This is a genomic window from Ureibacillus aquaedulcis (assembly GCF_030418165.1).
GTDB lineage: Bacteria > Bacillota > Bacilli > Bacillales_A > Planococcaceae > Ureibacillus > Ureibacillus aquaedulcis.
In genome coordinates this window covers 31,229-48,287 of sequence record NZ_JAUHTQ010000012.1, presented here as the reverse complement: position 1 = coordinate 48,287, position 17,059 = coordinate 31,229, and the positions used below count along the sequence as shown (strand labels likewise).

The following is a 17,059-nucleotide window of genomic DNA, read 5'->3' as shown; positions in this document are numbered from 1 at the left end:
TTAGCGAACTTAAAAACTTACTTTTTTTAGTATTTTAAGGAGGAATATTGCTCGTGACGATTAACTTGCAAAAAGGTCAACGTATCGATTTAACAAAAGGGAAGGCAGATTTAAGCCGTATCATGGTTGGACTCGGATGGGATCCTGCCGGAAAAACTGGGTTTTTTAGATCCGCGCCAAATGTTGATTGTGATGCGTCCGTAATCATGCTTCAAAATGACCGTTTTTCAGACAAAAAAGACCTTGTCTACTTTGGCAACAAAAATAGTAAAGACGGATCGGTTGCTCACTCCGGAGATAATTTAACAGGTGATGGCGACGGCGACGACGAAGTGATTATGGTGGACTTGAAAAATGTCCCGGCTCAATATAATAAATTAGTTTTTGTCGTAAATATTTATGATTGTGTTAGAAGAAAACAAGACTTCGGCATGATTAAAAATGCATATATTCGAGTGGTTAACCCACAAACAAAAGAAGAAATCATTCGATATAACTTATCTGATAATTATTCTGGCCAGACAACATTGATAACTGGCGAAATTTATCGTCATAACGATGAATGGAAGTTTGCTGCTGTTGGGACTGGGACAACAGATCCTGGCCTTTCAGAAATCTGTAACCGTTATATGTAATTTTTCAAATAATAAATAAAAAATATTCAATTACTAGGAGGATTTTTAAAATGGTAGTTTCTTTAGCAAAAGGTCAAAAAGTTGATTTAACGAAAACAAATCCGGGGTTAACTAAACTAACTGTAGGGCTTGGATGGGATACAAACAAGTATGACGGTGGACATGATTTCGACTTGGATTCATCTGTATTCTTGTTGGAAGCAACGAACAAAGTATCAGGTCCTCAAGACTTTATCTTCTACAATAACACAACAGGCGGAAATGGTTCGGTAGTCCATTCCGGTGATAACTTAACTGGAGATGGAGATGGAGATGACGAGCAAGTTAATATCTCGATCAAAGACGTACCAGCAAACGTACAAAAAATTACGTTTACAGTAACCATCCACGATGCAGAAAGCAGAACACAAAACTTCGGCATGGTTTCGAATGCATTTATCCGTGTAGTAAATGGAGAAACGAATGAAGAGCTTATTCGCTATGATTTAGGTGAAGACTTCAGTATCGAAACGGCAGTTGTTGTTGGAGAGCTATACCGTCATAATGGTGAATGGAAATTCAGTGCAGTTGGTTCTGGCTACCAAGGTGGATTAGCAGCATTATGTAATGACTTTGGATTACAAGTAGGATAATTTACTGTAGCACAGTGACTTATGTAAATGAGTTGCTGTGTTGCTTTCTATAGAAGGTATGATTATTCCAAATGAATGTAAGGGAGAATCTAAAATATGGCAATTCAATTGAGTAAAGGTCAACGTATTGATCTAACCAAAACGGACCCATCCTTGCAGCGGATTATTATCGGTTTAGGCTGGGACCTTAAACAATTTGATGGTGGTCAAGATTTCGACTTAGACGCTTCTGCCTTTCTTTTAAATGCGAGTGGAAAATGTAGAAATGACTTGGATTTTATTTTCTACAATAATCTGCGTAGTGTTGAAGGTTCAGTTACTCATACAGGAGATAACCGAACTGGAGAAGGGGACGGAGATGACGAACAAATTAAAATTGACCTATCGAAAGTTCCTCATGATGTACAAAGAATCGCCATTACGGTAACAATTCACGATGGAGAATTGCGTCACCAAAACTTTGGCCAGGTGTCGAATGCTTTTGTCCGTTTAGTTAACGAAGATACGGGCGCAGAAGTATTACGCTATGATTTAGGTGAAGACTTCAGTATTGAAACAGCCGTTGTTTTCTGTGAAGTTTATAAACACGGGAATGATTGGAAGTTCAATGCCGTTGGTTCTGGCTACCAAGGTGGATTACAAGCATTGGTAAATGCATATGGATTGAGTGTGTAATAGTCTGCTGACTTTAAGCGAGAATAAGTAAAACATGCTTAAATAGTTCACTTATTTGGCACCATCCTTTCACATTAGATTTCCTTCGATTTATCCCATCGAATGTTGGCGTCCTCATATCGATTCTAACTTGAACACGGGATATTCATCATTTTATTAATAAAAAAATTGGTAGATATAACAGTTTCCAAAAGCTAGTCTACTAGTTTAAATCAATAGGTTAGCTACTGTTGCATAGGCAGTAGCTTTTCTTTTACGAAAAGTTGGGAGGAATGGGATGAAGCATTTTAGTTTTGAGACACCTGAAAGATTAAGGGAAATCTTTTATAAACAACCAGAGTCCTTTACTAAGTATTCAGATAAAGAAGTTCTTTCTTATATGCTAGGTGCCACTCTTTATATGCCAGCCACAAAGGATAGCATTGCTAGAGATGTGATTACGAAAAAATTTAAAGATTTGGCTTCGATGGTCATTGACTTGGAGGATGCAGTAGGGGATAACCAACTAGAAGAAGCAGAAACACTATTGGTAAAGCATTTGGAAACTATCTATTCTGCATTGGAAAATGACATAATCACAGTCGAGGATTTGCCGCTGATCTTTGTAAGAGTACGAACTCCTGAACAGCTTAAGAGAATGAATGCCCAATTTGGAGTATTTAATAAAGTGCTGACTGGGTATGTATTCCCGAAGTTCTCTTACAAGAACGGAAAAGAATTTATGGAAATTATCGCCGACATCAACTCGGAGGATACGGTACTATATGCCATGCCAATCCTGGAGTCTTCGGAATTTATTTATAAAGAAGAGCGCATGGAATCACTCATCAAGACAAAGGAGTTACTAGATTCCTATAAGAAGTACGTCTTGAATATTCGTGTAGGCTGCACTGACTTTTGTGGGCTATATGGAATAAGAAGAAATGTCGATACAACAATTTATGACGTTTCTGTTATACGGGATTGTCTAGCCGATATACTGAATGTCTTTAACAGACGAGAAGAGAGCTATATTATTTCTGGCCCGGTGTGGGAGTATTTTTCAAAAGACGAGCGTATTTTAAAACCCCAACTGCGTGTCAGCCCATTCGAAGACAGACACGGAAGCACTGGGGTCCTGAAACGTAAGGAGTTAATCAACGAATTCTTGGACGGGCTTATTAATGAAGTCATTTTAGACAAGCTAAATGGCATTATCGGAAAGACGATCATTCATCCAACACATATTAAACCTGTGCATGCCCTATATACAGTAACCCACGAAGAATATATGGATGCCTTAAGTATTATAAATAATGCCGAAGGAAACGTGGGGGTTCTGAAAAGTCACTACCAAAATAAGATGAATGAAGTCAAACCGCATTATTACTGGGCTAAACGCATCCTGCTGAGAGCGAAAGCCTTTGGTGTATTTAATGAAGATCAGGATTATACGAGTTTAATCATAGAAGATGAAGAGGAGTAGATGAGGAGAGATGATTCTGAAACCTGTTGAAAATAAGGAAGTTTATCATGTATTAGATGATTTAACCGTTGAAGTGGAAGTGATGCTTAATCCGTATAATTTCCACCTTGAACAGTTATTTCGAATGGCAGCACGAATCAATAAAAACCGAAGCTTCTTATTTGTAAGTCGGGTTTTAGGAAAACATCTTGCCGTCAATCCTAAAATACCATTGCTTGTAGGAAATTTATTAGCGATGCGCTATTTAGAAGTTGTTCACGGAGAAAGCGATCCACGTGCCGAAAAAATCGCCAAAGCCATCCAAACAAATGAAGGGCTTGAAGAGGTATGGAACTCCCTTCAAATACAACCGATTGTCCTTCCAAAGCCCGCTACATTTATTGGCTTTGCGGAGACGGCGACAGCATTGGGACATGCCGTATTCAGTACATTTGGAAATAACGCAAAATACATCCACACGACAAGAGAGCAAATTGATCAACTGACATCCATTATTAACTTTGAAGAAGAACATTCGCATGCAACGAGTCATAGAGTCTATGCCTTGGATGCGGATTTTTTCCAGGACGACAGTGAAGTCGTATTAGTGGATGATGAGGTCACGACAGGAAAAACAGCGATCAACATTATCCGGAAAATTAAAGAAGAATACCCTTTGAAAAATAGATTTTCAGTCGTTTCGATACTTGATTGGCGTACGCAGGCATTTCGAGAACGATACAACCGATTAGAGGAAGAGCTGAACATTAAAATCCATGCGGTCTCTTTGATAGACGGGGTTGTTTCAATCAACGGAACGCCATGTATTGAGGAGAATGAATTGGAAATTGAAGATACATTCCAGGCTGAGGTAGCTTATTTGCCTGTTTCACATCTTTTACCGTCTGCAGGTTTTCAACATAGTTCTTCTACGAGTGTCAGCGGCATTCCAACCAAAGCGAGTTATCTAAAAGCAACTGGCAGATTTGGACTTGAGATTGAAAAGGAAAAAGAGTTTTCAACCCAAATCCAGGCTCTAGCGGACTACGTGAAAGAGCAAAGACGCGGGGAAAAAACATTGGTCATTGGCACGGGGGAATTTATGTATCTGCCTATGCACATCGCTTCCCAGATGGGGGAGGGTGTTTATTTTCATTCCACGACGCGCAGCCCAATCTACCATTCAAATGCCAAAGACTATACGATACAGCAAAAACTTGTATTTGATAGTCCTGAAAACCAAGGAATCACAAACTACCTGTACAACATCGAACAAAACCAATATGATGAAGTGTTTATACTTTTTGAGAGAATGTCGTCCTTAAACGCGACAGACCCATTAATCAAGGCATTAAGTAAAGTAAAAATACCTTATATTCATATTGTGAATTTGACGGAAATCATCGAGTAAGCTGCTAACGCCAAGCTGCAAAAGCATGGAGGGTGAATGTATGAACAAACCAATTGCGAAACCGGATAAAATGGGGAGCTATCGCCAAGAGGATGTCATTTTTTTATTGCGGGATATAAGCAATTATCAGATCGAGATAAATTCAGATGAAAAAGAAAGACTGATTCAATCGGGTACGCATTATTCAGAAATGCTGCCTGTAGAATACCAGCCAACCGAGGAGTATTTGAATTTATTTCATAATACGTTGGAGCAGTACTCGAAACGTGTTGCCATCGCTGTCGGTGTGGTTGCGGAGCAGATCATGGAGAGAAATGGTCTTGAGAATCTGGTGCTGGTTAGTTTAGCAAGAGCGGGTACACCAATCGGCATCCTGATAAAAAGATACTTAGCCTTCAAATATCAAGTGGATATTCCCCATTACTCCATCTCCATTATTCGAGGAAGAGGGTTTGATGAAACGGCCATTGACTATATCTATGACCAGCACGAACAGGCAAGAATACAATTTGTCGATGGCTGGACAGGAAAAGGAGCTATTACCTTTGAATTGGAAAAATCCTGCAAGGCTTATAATGACAGCCGTGGGGTTATACTTGATCCAACTTTAAGTGTATTGGCTGACCCTGGCCATTGTGTCAGTATTTACGGAACACGCGACGACTTTTTAATTCCATCGGCTTGCCTAAATTCGACGGTATCAGGATTGGTCAGCCGCACAGTACTGAACCATGACATCATGGACGAGAATGATTTCCACGGTGCAAAGTATTATAAGGAATTGGCAGATGCTGATGTGTCGAATCTTTACGTGGATACGTTAGCAACTGAGTTCGAGCATGTGCAAAATGAAATAATGGCAGAGCTGGGGAGACTTCGAAAAGAGGATACAACGCCTTCCTGGAAAGGGATGAAATCGGTTGAATTAATTCAGGAACGATTTGGCATCCAAAACAGGAATTTCATCAAGCCGGGTGTAGGGGAAACAACTAGAGTCCTATTGCGTCGTGTACCTTGGAAAATTCTTGTGAATCCCGAGCAATCAAATGACTTAACCCATATCCTGATGCTTGCCAAGGAGCGAAATGTACCGATTGAAGAATATAAAGATATGTCTTACTCGTGTTGTGGAATAATTAAGGAATTATAGGGGGATATACGTTGATACTATTTACTTCAGATTTGGACCGGACTTTAATTTATTCAAATACCATGATGCAGACATATCCAATAGCAGGTGATGTCGTCCCGGTGGAACATAATGAAGAACTCATCAGGTCTTATATGTCCCATGATTCCATGGAGTTGCTAAAGCAATTTAGTAAAGAACATCTTTTTGTGCCGGTTACAACGAGAGCGGTACATGAATATGAAAGAATCCATGCGATTGCAAGGGATATAAACCCCAAATACGCGATTACAACGAATGGGGGAAATGTTTTAATCGATGGCAAGCCCGATTTGGAGTGGAATAAAATAGTGAAAAGTCGTTTGTCAGAGCAATCTCAGCCTAAGGAAGAGATGCTCAGGACTTTTGCGAAAATCCGCCATGAATCATGGGTATTAGGGGAATACTATGTAGATGATTTATTCTTTATGTTCCGTGTCGATCGAGAGCTTGTGCCTCGGGGAGAGTTGGCAGAGTTTCAAGCAGAGCTGGCCCCAATGGGATGGAGCATCTTCCTTCATGGAAGAAAATTATATGTGTTGCCGACATGCCTAGATAAAGCCTATGCTGTTCAATACCTACAAACCTTTGTGGAATATGACCTCCATGTCGCTGCAGGCGATTCCATGATGGATTACGCCATGCTCCTTGAAGCCGACTATGGTTATAGCCAGACACACGGCGAGCTCTATGAAAAGCAGCCAAATGACGAAAAAGTTATATTCTTGAACGGCTTGGGCGCTATGTCAACGGAAGAACTACTACGCAACATCTTGGAGTTGAATGTAGTGAGGTAACTTATCTGAATCCATGGTATGCGATTCAGATAAACTACAAATATTAAGAGCCTCGAACCTTCTTAAAAGCTCTCGCAATTTATGTGAAACTGCAGAAGGTAAAACTAGTGTGAGATTATCACGCACACTAAATGAAAGTAGCCGCCCTTATGTGACGGCTACTTGTTTTTAAGACTGAACAAACATCTGCACCCATGCGCCGTTATAGTAACCGACACCAATCCCGTTGTATTGGCCATTTAAAATATTGGCCCTGTGTCCGGAAGAATTCAACCAGGAATTCATTACCTCCTGTGGAGACCTTTGTCCTTTAGCGATGTTCTCAGCTGCAGCTCTATAAGAAATGCCGAAAGTCTTCAACATATCGAAAGGACTTCCATAGTTCGGGCTCGTATGACTGAAATAGTTGCTGTTGATCATATCCATCGCCTTCTTTTCGGCAACATTTTTCACATCCGCCCGATGAAGGAGGGGACGCAATCCACTTTTTTGTCTTTCAACATTCACTAAGCGAACCACTTCTTCTTCAAAGCTTGCGACAGAGGTACCTGATCCCTTTAATCGAATCGTTGACCCAACTTGCATATTCAGCGGATCGACCGTTGGATTCAGCCTCATCAATTCCCTATAATCCAGCCCGTAACGTTTGGCAATGAACCAGAAAGTATCCCCTTTGGAGACCTTATAATATTCAAAAGGTGGCTCCTTGTACATCGTGACACCTTGTCCATGAGTCGTATCACTGAACGAAAACAGGAATAGGCCACAAAATAGAAGTAAGCTCGCTAATTTTTTCATTACTTCACACCTCCTTATCACGCTACTTATTTTGATTTTGAATCGCTTTTTTATACCGTGGAAAATTGTTAGATGTTAGGTGGAAAACCAGTGAATAAAATAGTGGGAAATGATGAGAATATATTTTATGATTAGATCAGGGTAAAGAATAGGAAAGTTTGCACAGAGAATTAATCTAGCCACTTTTTGAATTAATCTAGCCGCTTTTCCCGATAATCTAGCCACTTTTTGTCGAAAACTAGCCACTTTTCCCGATAATCTAGCCACTTCAGAATCCGCAATCAAAAAATCACTCAAAATAACAAAAAAATATAAAAATCCCACAACCCAAAATTTCTCCACAAAATAAAAAACCTTGCTAAGCCAAGCTTAACAAGGTTCAGGCAAATCCTCTTACTTCAAAATCCCTTTTTCCTTAGCTTCTGCAAGCCAGGAGGGGAATTCGTCCAAAAGGTTTTCGTAGAGCTGTTCGTCGGTGATTTTTTCGATATCTTCAAAGTGGAAGAAATTTGCGTTGTCAATCAGGCGTCCTTCCATTGTATCCAGTTTTCGGAGGACATCAAAATTGGAATCGCCGATGCCGACAAATTGCCAAAAGATTGGTTTCGTTGATGATTCCACAATAAATTTCTTAATGCCAGGTTTACAGCCGCCGTCATTGATAAAGATTAAGAAAACGGGTTCTTCTGAAGTTTCTTCCAGCGTGTATTTTTTAATAACATCCGCCATTACTTGGGGTTCATCGTTGCGTCCGAATTTATGAATGTCTTCGTTATTAAGGATGTTCTTTTCAACATAGCCAAGCAGGTTATGCTCGGTAACCTCCGGCAGTCGTGCGAATTCATTGTCATACACCCAGATATCCAAGGAACCATCGTCATCAAACTGGGAAGCAACAGCGGCGATCCGCTCGACAGCTTCCTGCACTTCGCCGATTTTGTATAAACGGCGCATTGAACCGGAAATATCCAGAACGAGTCCAACTTTTGCGCGGACACCGGTTAATTTTTTCTTTTCTAGTACAACTTTTACCTTATCTTTTCTTAAAGAGATAGTAGACATTTTGCTCCTCCTAATTTTACTGGGTCAAGCCCTTTTGGGAAGCGCTCTTCACCCAGCCTGGATATTCTGCCATCAGTAGATCATAGAGTTCAGTATCCGAAAGCTCCAGCGGATCTTCCACACTGAAGAAGTTGGCGTTATCGACATAGCGGCCGCTTAAATTATCTAGTTGCTCAAGGAACGTGAAATCGGATTGGAAAATACTACTGAAGAAACCACCTTTCTTTTTAGCACTTTTATTGGATTTCCCAATGGCCATGAACTGCCAGAAGATGGGTTCGTACGATGAGTGCTGGATATGGCTCGATGCATCAGCCTTATCAAAAGGGGCACCATCCGTTACAAACATCACGTAAATCGGGTGTTTTTGAGAATATGGTTTATCGCGTTTGCCACCATGTCCAAAATAATGTTTGCGGATAATTTTCATTGCTTTGCCGTAGAAAGTATTGCCTTCGAGCGGGTATTCACGAATTAATCGATCCACGGAGCCGTTAAAGTTATCAATCGTGATTTCTCCTGCGTCATGGGCATTTTTGCCGAATAAGAAGATATCGATGGAACCGTCATCGTCAAAGCGGGTACCCAGAGCCAGAATCCGTTCCACAAATTCCTGGATCTTGCCGGAACGGTACATTTGTGACATGGACCCGGAAATATCCAAGCAAAGGGCAACCTTCCCGGTGTGATCTTGCAGCCCTACTTTTTCCAATGAAATTTTGGCTTTCTTTGAAAGATCCAGAAGTTTCGGTGCCTGTTGCGCCATCTTCTTCTCCAGCAGCACCTTTTTATCGAGTACTGGAGCAGCAGGTGGTATTGATGCTGTTGGATTTGTTGAAGCGATTGATGGAGAAGGTGCTGGCGCTTCATTTTGAGTCTGCGTTTCTGAAGCCGTACCACCGAAGCTTGCTAATAAAGCACCCAGGCCTCCGTCAAATCCACTTCCAACAGACGACACCTTCCAAAGAGATTTATAATTGTAAATCTCTGTTATGATGACGGCTTTTTCATTTTTGAAATCATTGCCATTAAAAGAATAGTCAAGCAGTGTTTGATTTCCCGCCTTGACTTTAAGGAAACCGTCTTGAATCGTTCCCATTGTTCCATTGCCATCGATTGCTGCCGTGAAAACGAGATATTGGATGGAAGAAGGGATTTTCGCTAAATCAATGAGAAATGTTCCGCTGCCATTCCCAAGGTTCTGAAGCTGTATTTCACTGGATGGGGAATTTAATTGATTGTAAAAAATCATATATTGATCGTCGGTAAGCTGTTTTTGCTGGTCTAGCCCAAAACACGTAATATCAGTCTCGAAATTTGAAGAGACATGCACTTCCACTTCAAGCTGTGTTGCAGAAGTATAATCAGAGATATTTACTTTTTCACCACGAATTAATGTTTTCATAGACCCTCCATTTTAAATTGAAATAATATCACATATCCATTATATCCCATGTAAAAGGCTATAGGTTTTATACATAAAAATTTAGGGAAAATAAGTGAAAGGTAGGGGTGCAAAGTGACTATGGACGATGAGTTTCTCCTCTATTACTAGTATTGCTGGAAGATATGAGAATGTTTTGGGTGGATGTAACATAGATTTATATAATGGATAAAATTAAAAAGTATAAAAGTGCTAGGGGAGGACTCTATGAAAAAGTTTTTGGGAATAATTATTTTATGTTGTCTTGCTGTTGGTCTCCAGTCTAATGCTCTGGCAGCAAATTCCTCTGTAGAAGGGCTTTCAAATAAACAGGTATCAGGCTTCCCAGACGTAAAAGCTAATCACTTTGCATACGAAGCAGTCGCTTGGGCAAATGAACAAGGAATAGTGAGTGGTTATAAAAATGGGGAATTCGGTCCGGCCGACAAAGTCACGGAGGCACAGTTTGCTGCGATGTTAAAAGACTTCTTTAATTTAGAATCGGTAAACAACACACAGCAAAAAAACAGTAAGCCAACTGAACATTGGTCAGATGAGGCATATTATTCACTAGCTGCCTATGGAGTACCCTTGAATGGGTATGCCGAACAGTCGATCCGCAATCAACCAGTCAAACGTGGTGAAGTGGCGCAAGCCTTAGTTTATTTAGCACATGATGATTTGGATTTAACGCAATCAATAGATTTTTTACTAGATCATAAAATATCAAAAGGTCAAAACATAGGCCAAAAAAATGACGTTCTGCGGTATTTTGGTTCGGAAAATGAACTTACTCGAGCAGAAGCCGTTACCTTTTTATACAACATGACTGGGCAGCACTTGGATGAAGTAAGTGAAGTGGCTTCCAGTACTTATCAAGAAAACAAGGACTCCTCTTTCGATGAGTTAGTGAAAAAAGAGGAAGCGATCGTTGATACAGATTTGAATAAAGTGACAGAAGATGAAGCCAAAGAAATTGTCGGTGAGCTAATGTCTGGAATTGTAGAGACATTCAATCGATTAGGGGAAGAACATAACTGGTCCTTTGATAACCCGCCAGATTTTAAAATTCTAAGACCGGAATTGTTAAATTACGCATCTGAAGACTTCACGGACGGATTCCTGAAAACGGTGAAAGATGAATTCTTCTGCTCGTGTGACATGCCCCCTTATCCACAAGAGAATCTAGATATTCAATTCACTTTACATGAAAATACGGGCGACCGATTTGTAGCGTCCAGCATTGAATTGGATAATATGATTTCCAGTGGCAGTACAATCTACTATACGGTGGTAAAAGAAAATGGAAAGTGGGTAATGGACCACTATAAATGGGTTTCGGTTGAAGAAGAACCCGTGAACCTATCGTGGGAAGAAATAAAACCCTATCTAGATCAGCAAGGTCAAAAGGTCGAACTTCTGAAAACTGCCCAGGACAATGGAGAAAAAATCTATATTTACAAGTATGTTGACCAGGATATCATCATGGGAATATACGCGAACAACTCCGGGCATTTATGGAATGTTCCAGCTGAATTATATCCGCAGTAAATGAAGGCTAAATAGATAAGGTATGACTCTCGTAAAGAGACATTGAACACGAGATAACCCATCCGATCAAAGTCGGGATGGGTTATTTTACTTTACGGCGATATGTGATGCTCACTAAAATTTCCTTTATTAGGGATTTTGCCTTTGTAGAGTCTAAGCCATAAGAAAGTTGCCTCATATACTAGAGAAAAAGAAGAATCCTAATAGGGGGTGAGTAGAGAAATGTCGTATTATCCGCCTGAACAGAGAAGAAGAGCATTCCCGCAAAATCCAAGGAGGGGCCAGGTTCCACCACCGTATAGACCAAATTTTGGACCACATAGCGAAATAAATAGACCAGAAAATCCTTACCTGTATAATCAGCAGCACCAACAAGGTCACCAGCAACACCAACAAGGCTACCCGCAACCACCACAAGGGTATCCGCAACAGCATCAGGGCTATCAACAACAACCGCAACAAGGACCAAGAAGAAGATTGCCGGACATGAATCGAATGATGGACCATGCAGGCAAAGTATCAGAAGGAATCAATATTGTTAGACAAATCGGAGCTTTATTTAACTTGTATAGATAGGTCAGGTCAACTAGATTTGTTTTAAATAAATTCACATCATTAAGGTTACTTTGAAAAGATATGGGGAAAGCTCCTAGATAAAGGAGGTTATCCCAGGATGAAAAAGTTGCTCTTGATGATGTTCTTAACGTTTTCGATGTTCTCATTGGTCGCTTGTGGCGATGAAGCACCTGACGACAATGAAGAGATTGAAGATGTAGAAGAGGAAGATGAAATCGGTGACGGCGAAGTTGATGATGAATAGGTATTTTTAGGAGATGAAGCATCGCCTAAAGCAAGATGACCTCCAACACTATTTTTAATATAGTGCTGGAGGTTTTTTTATATTTACTTAGGGTGTTTCGTATGAAGGGATTCCAGTGATGGAGGTTGAATCGTTATAGAGGTATTAAAGATTTTATCGGTTAACCGGGATGATGAAGAGTGGAGGAAATTGATGAAAAGGGTATTCATTGGAGTGGGGATTTTGTTCATTTGCAGCGTATTTTATTCGTGAAAATTATTTAGCGCAACCAGTAAAATTAATGGGAATTGCCGATGTAACAAACACTATTGACAAACCTTCTTTAAATCATATGTTTTTAATCTCGTACCCAGAGACGGAAGTTTACGATACCAGAGATAAGGATAAAGTTCAGGAGGAGCTAGAAATTCTTCTAAACATGGATGTACGTAAAGTGAAAAATGTGAAAGAGACAAAGAACCATTATAAGCTAACTTTTGAAAATAAAGAGGGCGATAGAATGCAATTGTTGTTATATGAAAATGGAACAGGGACTTTAAAGAGCAATCATAGGGGACTCATCGGGACGACTGTACACCTTGAAACGGTCGATGAAACCTTTACTGAGCATTTTTTACCTTTGTTGCCTAAAACTAATTAAAACAATACATACAGTCTACTTGATACATAAAAAGGAGAATAAAGGTGAATACACGATTTGAGGAAAAGATCAAAGCAGCTTTTGGAAATGAGGGAGAGCAGTGGCTGAGGCAATTGCCGGAGACGCTTGAAAGGTTATGCAATCAGTGGGGGGTAACAATAGAGGGTGAGCCGTCCAATTTATCCTACAATTATGTAGCCTACGTACAAGATGCAATGAATGACTTTTCGAATGAAATACAGGCGACAGAAGCGTTTCAAGGTGAGGGCTTCGTGATTTTGTATAAGAATGATGAGACGCTTGGCGGCATTTTGCTGGAACGGCTTCAGCCAGGCAGGATGCTAAAAGAGGTTGAAAAGGAAGCTCAAACAGACATCTATTTAGAAGTATGGAACAAGTTAAACAGACAGGCATCAAAAGAATTGCCCTCTATACATAATTGGTTTCATGCGCTAGTTAATCCGGTTCCAAATGACTTTATCACACAGGAGCATATTGAATGGGCACTTCGCTATAAAAAGGAAATTGAAGACACTTCAGCTGGAAATGTGCATCTGCATGGGGATTTGCATCATGAAAATATCCTCCACGATCACGAACGGGGGTGGCTGGCCATTGATCCCAAAGGCGTGCAGGGGGATATTTATTTTGACTATATTTCGTTTTTATTTAACGATCTAAATGGAGATTTGGAGTTGCTGGAAACCCGAGTGAAGCAAATGGCACAAATGCAATTATTGGACGAGCAGCGTCTAAGAAAAGCAGCGATTGCACTTTTAACCGTTCAGGTGCTGTGGGCGGTAGAGGATGGAGCAGAGGATGCAAAGGAAATGAATGAGGTCTTGGGGTATTTGAGGAGCACTATTTAGGAGTAGGGGTCCACGAACTTTTACAAAGGGTTCGCGGACCCGGTAAGTTCAATAATTAAGACGTTGCCGTGCAGAATTTTTTTCCACTGTAATAGGAATATGCTTCAATGCCTTGCCCAGCCCATATTGAGGCATATTGACATAAATGGATTCATAATTATTTTTGTTTACTTGATAAGTTTCATGGTAGACCCCAACAGCATCATTGTTCCTTGTTTTTTGGTTGAAATTTTTCCATGCTGCCAGATGCTTTTCATTTTTTGCATAAGAAAGCAGTTCATCAGTTGAACGCCAATATTGGATCATGACAGTGGTTCTAAGTCCAAAATAGCTTTCCATCGATAAGAATCCCAGTTCCTCTTTGTTTGTATAGAGTTCTCTGATCATTCCGGGCATCGCATTAAATACCGGCAGCCACTTATGCATGGCCAGTCGCTTGTTGATCCGCATGCCAATGATGAAAACGACAATATCCTCTGTATGATCAATCGTATAACGCCCCGTAAAAATCTGTTTGACCATTCTTAATCACCCCATAGGTAGTTTCTTAAGAGTAAATTCACACCAGTCGATTGCAGCTTGAGTTGTTCTTTTTCCATAATCTAAAGTGAAGAGCCAGTAATCCGAGTTCTCGTCATGATTCTCATGCTGAATAATTGCCTGCTCGATAGAAAGATAAGTTGCATAACGCTTTTCAAGCTCCTGCTTATAATTCTGCAGCAGGAGAATTTGATTTTCATGAGATTGATAGCGGCCGAAAAATAATTTAAGCAAAATTTCATTTCGCTCAATCGGCAATTGCTCGATCGGCTGCTCCAGCCAATTTTTGAGTGTTTCGATCCCTTTTGAAGTAAGGTAGTACTCATTTTTGTCAGGTTTGCCCGGAGTAGAGGCAGTGCGAACTTCTGCCAATTCTTCTTGAACAATTAATTTTAAAGTAGGGTAGATTTGGCCATAACTAATTTTCCAAAAATGGTTTAAGCTCCGATCGATAAATTGCTTAATGGAGTAACCAGATCTGCATTCCGTAGTTAATATTCCTAGTAGCGCATAAGTCGTATCATTGTAACGTTTCAAGTACTTCACACCTATCTAAAAGATATATATCCTTTAGATATATAATACTGGATGTTTATGGGGATGGCAAGTTTAGTTTCAGAATTTTCAGTCGTAGGTGTGATGGAAATGGAGGACAAGATGAAACCGCGTATAAAAATCACAAAAGTCTGGGAAGGCACTGATTTTTTGAGCTTCGTTTTGAATTTCAAAGTGCATCACATGCGATGGAACTGCACACATAATTCTTTTTTCAAAGCTAAATCCATGCTTGCATTTTTCCAAAATAGTATAATGGGTGCGAAAGTATAAATTGAAAGTGGAAGGGAGCCGTTACTATGGCACAATCATTACAAGGGAAAGTAGCAATCATTACAGGTGGAGCAAGAGGAATCGGTAAGGCAACAGCTGTAGCATTGGCAAAAGAAGGCGTCAATCTTGGTTTAATTGCACGTTCTGAACAGGGTTTAAAAGAATTGACTACAGAACTTGAAGGCTTAGGCATTAAAGTTGCCTATGCAATGACGGATGTTTCATCCCAAGAGCAGGTGGAAGTAGCGGTTGCATTATTGGCGAAAGAACTGGGTAATGCCGATATTTTAATCAACAATGCCGGAATTGCTACATTTGGTTCGGTATTGGATATGGATCCGGAAGAATGGAAAAAAATCATTGATGTGAACTTGATGGGCACATATTATGTAACTCGTGCGGTATTGCCTCAATTGCTTGAGAAGGATAACGGCGACATTATCAATATTTCCTCAACAAGTGGATTAAGCGGAGCGGCGACTTCAAGTGCATATAGCGCATCAAAATTTGGAGTGATTGGCTTTACTGAATCATTGGCGCAAGAAGTTCGACGCAACAATATCCGTGTAACAGCATTAGCACCAAGTACTGTTGCGACGGATTTGGCTGTAGAAACAAACCTGATTAAAGAGAACGATGAGACGAAATTAATGCAGCCTGAAGACATCGCTGAAATCATCGTCAACCAACTAAAACTTAACCCACGTATCTACGTGAAAACGGCAAGCTTCATTGCCACAAACCCTTATTAAGGTGAAAGCACACAATATTCTGGAATTTTAATATTGCACCTGCCCTGTATCTTTAATCGAAAGTCAGCGCTCCATTTTTAGATGGGGAGCTGGCTTTTTTCAACACTATGATGATAGTACTGAGTGCTTCATAGTGAGCATGTTCAGTTTAACATGATTAAAAAACTAAGCTTAGGCACGATTTAATTGTGCCTAAGCTTTAGTTTTTTTATAGGATTGCATCAAGCTTTATCCTTTATTTTCATTTTCCCGTTCTTTTTTTATTTCTTCAATTCTTTTTAGATATTCCTCGTGTTGCTTCTCCATCTCTGAAGTGGCTGGTATGAAGGACTCTGTATTATAATCCACCCGTTTACCATATCGAAGCAATTCATAAATAATCATACCGTTGTTTGGCTTGCCATTAATTGTAGCCATAGGGACAATGTCAAATAAAATGTAGTAAAAGGCATAAAAAATAAAGCGGTCCCAAAACGTCTTATACTCTTCTGCCCACCCATTTGCTAGTAAAAAGTTAATGAGAAGGGCAAGGGAGAGGTTGATAAAAATGGGACTTGAATAGACTAAAATGTATGCTAATTTACTATCATTCTTTAAATCATCGTATGAAAACCAGCTATAGAGATGATAGTATTTACGGATATCAACTATTCCTATTTTAAAAAGCCGAGGTCCGGAACCAATCGTTAGCCTTGGATTGACGACCCCGAATAACCAGCTGACAATTAAATAACTCAATTCGCGAAGGAAGATTACAATAGGCAAGATGATAAATGCCGACATAACAAGAGATATGAGATTAGATATTCCAAACACCCTGTATACACATCCCTTTGATTTACTCAAAGTCACCTTACAGATACCCTTAATAGATGCTCACAAACATAGTTGTGTTAGTGCCAGGCACACATACAATTCTTTTGGCAAGAACCATAAGAGCAAGAATGAGGATGAAATGAGGCAGGCTTTCCTGATAAAATGGGTTCCAACAGTAACAAGTTTTAGAAGGAATTA

At 40.0% G+C, this 17,059-nt stretch carries 21 protein-coding genes; 14 read left to right on the top strand and 7 right to left on the bottom strand.

All coding sequences use genetic code 11. The features are described 5' to 3' along the window. Positions 1 to 53 precede the first annotated feature (53 nt). The 7 genes from QYB95_RS14515 (at position 54) to QYB95_RS14485 (ending at position 6,762) form a co-directional block, all read left to right on the top strand. Positions 54 to 635, top strand: a complete 582-nt coding sequence (locus QYB95_RS14515; RefSeq protein WP_301139072.1) for a TerD family protein — start codon at positions 54 to 56, stop codon at positions 633 to 635. A 50-nt stretch (positions 636 to 685) separates the two neighbouring features. Then, a complete protein-coding gene (locus QYB95_RS14510) occupies positions 686 to 1,267 on the top strand; it encodes a TerD family protein (RefSeq protein ID WP_301139071.1) in 582 nt (193 codons plus the stop codon). Positions 1,268 to 1,363: 96 nt separating this feature from the next. Then, on the top strand, positions 1,364 to 1,942 hold the full coding sequence (locus QYB95_RS14505) for a TerD family protein (RefSeq protein WP_301139070.1): 579 nt from the start codon (positions 1,364 to 1,366) through the stop codon (positions 1,940 to 1,942). A gap of 277 nt (positions 1,943 to 2,219) precedes the next feature. Then, positions 2,220 to 3,407: an HpcH/HpaI aldolase/citrate lyase family protein gene (locus tag QYB95_RS14500; protein WP_301139069.1), complete on the top strand. Its 1,188-nt coding sequence runs from the start codon at positions 2,220 to 2,222 to the stop codon at positions 3,405 to 3,407. Positions 3,408 to 3,417: 10 nt separating this feature from the next. Continuing rightward, positions 3,418 to 4,797, top strand: coding sequence for a phosphoribosyltransferase family protein (locus tag QYB95_RS14495; protein WP_301139068.1), 1,380 nt, complete (start codon positions 3,418 to 3,420; stop codon positions 4,795 to 4,797). A 40-nt stretch (positions 4,798 to 4,837) separates the two neighbouring features. Further along, positions 4,838 to 5,947 carry a cysteine protease StiP family protein gene (locus QYB95_RS14490; RefSeq protein ID WP_301139067.1) on the top strand — a complete coding sequence of 370 codons (1,110 nt, stop codon included), beginning with the start codon at positions 4,838 to 4,840 and terminating at the stop codon, positions 5,945 to 5,947. 11 nt (positions 5,948 to 5,958) lie between these two features. Beyond that, complete coding sequence (locus QYB95_RS14485) at positions 5,959 to 6,762, top strand: HAD family hydrolase (protein ID WP_301139066.1); 804 nt, start codon at positions 5,959 to 5,961, stop codon at positions 6,760 to 6,762. Between the two features lie 168 nt (positions 6,763 to 6,930). Here QYB95_RS14485 and QYB95_RS14480 read toward each other — a convergent pair whose 3' ends face one another. The 4 genes from QYB95_RS14480 to QYB95_RS14465 all read right to left on the bottom strand — a co-directional run bounded on the left by QYB95_RS14480 (position 6,931) and on the right by QYB95_RS14465 (position 10,027). Beyond that, the gene (locus QYB95_RS14480; protein ID WP_301139065.1) at positions 6,931 to 7,560 is read right to left on the bottom strand and encodes a CAP domain-containing protein; all 630 of its coding nucleotides are present in this window, start codon (positions 7,558 to 7,560) and stop codon (positions 6,931 to 6,933) included. Between the two features lie 75 nt (positions 7,561 to 7,635). Continuing rightward, positions 7,636 to 7,884: a hypothetical protein gene (locus QYB95_RS14475; RefSeq protein WP_301139064.1), complete on the bottom strand. Its 249-nt coding sequence runs from the start codon at positions 7,882 to 7,884 to the stop codon at positions 7,636 to 7,638. A gap of 69 nt (positions 7,885 to 7,953) precedes the next feature. After that, positions 7,954 to 8,622, bottom strand: coding sequence for a vWA domain-containing protein (locus tag QYB95_RS14470; protein WP_301139063.1), 669 nt, complete (start codon positions 8,620 to 8,622; stop codon positions 7,954 to 7,956). Between the two features lie 16 nt (positions 8,623 to 8,638). Then, complete coding sequence (locus QYB95_RS14465; protein WP_301139062.1) at positions 8,639 to 10,027, bottom strand: VWA domain-containing protein; 1,389 nt, start codon at positions 10,025 to 10,027, stop codon at positions 8,639 to 8,641. A gap of 246 nt (positions 10,028 to 10,273) precedes the next feature. On the opposite strand from QYB95_RS14465, the gene QYB95_RS14460 reads away from it, so the two are divergent. The 5 genes from QYB95_RS14460 (at position 10,274) to QYB95_RS14440 (ending at position 13,925) form a co-directional block, all read left to right on the top strand. Next, positions 10,274 to 11,596, top strand: coding sequence for an S-layer homology domain-containing protein (locus QYB95_RS14460; RefSeq protein WP_301139061.1), 1,323 nt, complete (start codon positions 10,274 to 10,276; stop codon positions 11,594 to 11,596). Positions 11,597 to 11,818: 222 nt separating this feature from the next. Further along, positions 11,819 to 12,172: a hypothetical protein gene (locus QYB95_RS14455; protein ID WP_301139060.1), complete on the top strand. Its 354-nt coding sequence runs from the start codon at positions 11,819 to 11,821 to the stop codon at positions 12,170 to 12,172. A 97-nt stretch (positions 12,173 to 12,269) separates the two neighbouring features. After that, positions 12,270 to 12,416, top strand: coding sequence for a hypothetical protein (locus tag QYB95_RS14450; RefSeq protein WP_301139059.1), 147 nt, complete (start codon positions 12,270 to 12,272; stop codon positions 12,414 to 12,416). 208 nt (positions 12,417 to 12,624) lie between these two features. Beyond that, positions 12,625 to 13,056 carry a hypothetical protein gene (locus QYB95_RS14445; RefSeq protein WP_301139058.1) on the top strand — a complete coding sequence of 144 codons (432 nt, stop codon included), beginning with the start codon at positions 12,625 to 12,627 and terminating at the stop codon, positions 13,054 to 13,056. A 44-nt stretch (positions 13,057 to 13,100) separates the two neighbouring features. After that, positions 13,101 to 13,925 (top strand): aminoglycoside phosphotransferase family protein, encoded by an 825-nt coding sequence (locus QYB95_RS14440; protein WP_301139057.1) that lies wholly within the window; start codon positions 13,101 to 13,103, stop codon positions 13,923 to 13,925. A gap of 48 nt (positions 13,926 to 13,973) precedes the next feature. Here QYB95_RS14440 and QYB95_RS14435 read toward each other — a convergent pair whose 3' ends face one another. After that, positions 13,974 to 14,447, bottom strand: a complete 474-nt coding sequence (locus QYB95_RS14435) for a DUF4188 domain-containing protein (RefSeq protein ID WP_301139056.1) — start codon at positions 14,445 to 14,447, stop codon at positions 13,974 to 13,976. Positions 14,448 to 14,453: 6 nt separating this feature from the next. Continuing rightward, on the bottom strand, positions 14,454 to 15,002 hold the full coding sequence (locus QYB95_RS14430) for a PadR family transcriptional regulator (RefSeq protein WP_301139055.1): 549 nt from the start codon (positions 15,000 to 15,002) through the stop codon (positions 14,454 to 14,456). Between the two features lie 63 nt (positions 15,003 to 15,065). Here QYB95_RS14430 and QYB95_RS14425 point away from each other — a divergent pair, with 63 nt between their 5' ends. Both QYB95_RS14425 and QYB95_RS14420 read left to right on the top strand, forming a co-directional pair. After that, positions 15,066 to 15,293: a hypothetical protein gene (locus QYB95_RS14425; RefSeq protein WP_301139054.1), complete on the top strand. Its 228-nt coding sequence runs from the start codon at positions 15,066 to 15,068 to the stop codon at positions 15,291 to 15,293. 26 nt (positions 15,294 to 15,319) lie between these two features. After that, positions 15,320 to 16,045, top strand: coding sequence for a 3-ketoacyl-ACP reductase (locus QYB95_RS14420; protein ID WP_301139053.1), 726 nt, complete (start codon positions 15,320 to 15,322; stop codon positions 16,043 to 16,045). A gap of 228 nt (positions 16,046 to 16,273) precedes the next feature. Here QYB95_RS14420 and QYB95_RS14415 read toward each other — a convergent pair whose 3' ends face one another. After that, positions 16,274 to 16,861, bottom strand: a complete 588-nt coding sequence (locus QYB95_RS14415) for a hypothetical protein (protein WP_301139052.1) — start codon at positions 16,859 to 16,861, stop codon at positions 16,274 to 16,276. Between the last annotated feature and the right edge of the window lie 198 nt (positions 16,862 to 17,059).

What these genes read in the sequence shown, in the direction of transcription:
- QYB95_RS14510 (WP_301139071.1), top strand. Translation starts at nt 686, where the DNA reads ATGGTAGTTTCTTTAGCAAAAGGTCAAAAAGTTGATTTAACGAAAACA.
- QYB95_RS14505 (WP_301139070.1), top strand. Translation starts at nt 1,364, where the DNA reads ATGGCAATTCAATTGAGTAAAGGTCAACGTATTGATCTAACCAAAACG.
- QYB95_RS14500 (WP_301139069.1), top strand. Translation starts at nt 2,220, where the DNA reads ATGAAGCATTTTAGTTTTGAGACACCTGAAAGATTAAGGGAAATCTTT.
- QYB95_RS14495 (WP_301139068.1), top strand. Translation starts at nt 3,418, where the DNA reads ATGATTCTGAAACCTGTTGAAAATAAGGAAGTTTATCATGTATTAGAT.
- QYB95_RS14490 (WP_301139067.1), top strand. Translation starts at nt 4,838, where the DNA reads ATGAACAAACCAATTGCGAAACCGGATAAAATGGGGAGCTATCGCCAA.
- QYB95_RS14480 (WP_301139065.1), bottom strand. Translation starts at nt 7,560, where the DNA reads ATGAAAAAATTAGCGAGCTTACTTCTATTTTGTGGCCTATTCCTGTTT.
- QYB95_RS14470 (WP_301139063.1), bottom strand. Translation starts at nt 8,622, where the DNA reads ATGTCTACTATCTCTTTAAGAAAAGATAAGGTAAAAGTTGTACTAGAA.
- QYB95_RS14465 (WP_301139062.1), bottom strand. Translation starts at nt 10,027, where the DNA reads ATGAAAACATTAATTCGTGGTGAAAAAGTAAATATCTCTGATTATACT.
- QYB95_RS14460 (WP_301139061.1), top strand. Translation starts at nt 10,274, where the DNA reads ATGAAAAAGTTTTTGGGAATAATTATTTTATGTTGTCTTGCTGTTGGT.
- QYB95_RS14455 (WP_301139060.1), top strand. Translation starts at nt 11,819, where the DNA reads ATGTCGTATTATCCGCCTGAACAGAGAAGAAGAGCATTCCCGCAAAAT.
- QYB95_RS14450 (WP_301139059.1), top strand. Translation starts at nt 12,270, where the DNA reads ATGAAAAAGTTGCTCTTGATGATGTTCTTAACGTTTTCGATGTTCTCA.
- QYB95_RS14435 (WP_301139056.1), bottom strand. Translation starts at nt 14,447, where the DNA reads ATGGTCAAACAGATTTTTACGGGGCGTTATACGATTGATCATACAGAG.
- QYB95_RS14425 (WP_301139054.1), top strand. Translation starts at nt 15,066, where the DNA reads ATGGCAAGTTTAGTTTCAGAATTTTCAGTCGTAGGTGTGATGGAAATG.
- QYB95_RS14420 (WP_301139053.1), top strand. Translation starts at nt 15,320, where the DNA reads ATGGCACAATCATTACAAGGGAAAGTAGCAATCATTACAGGTGGAGCA.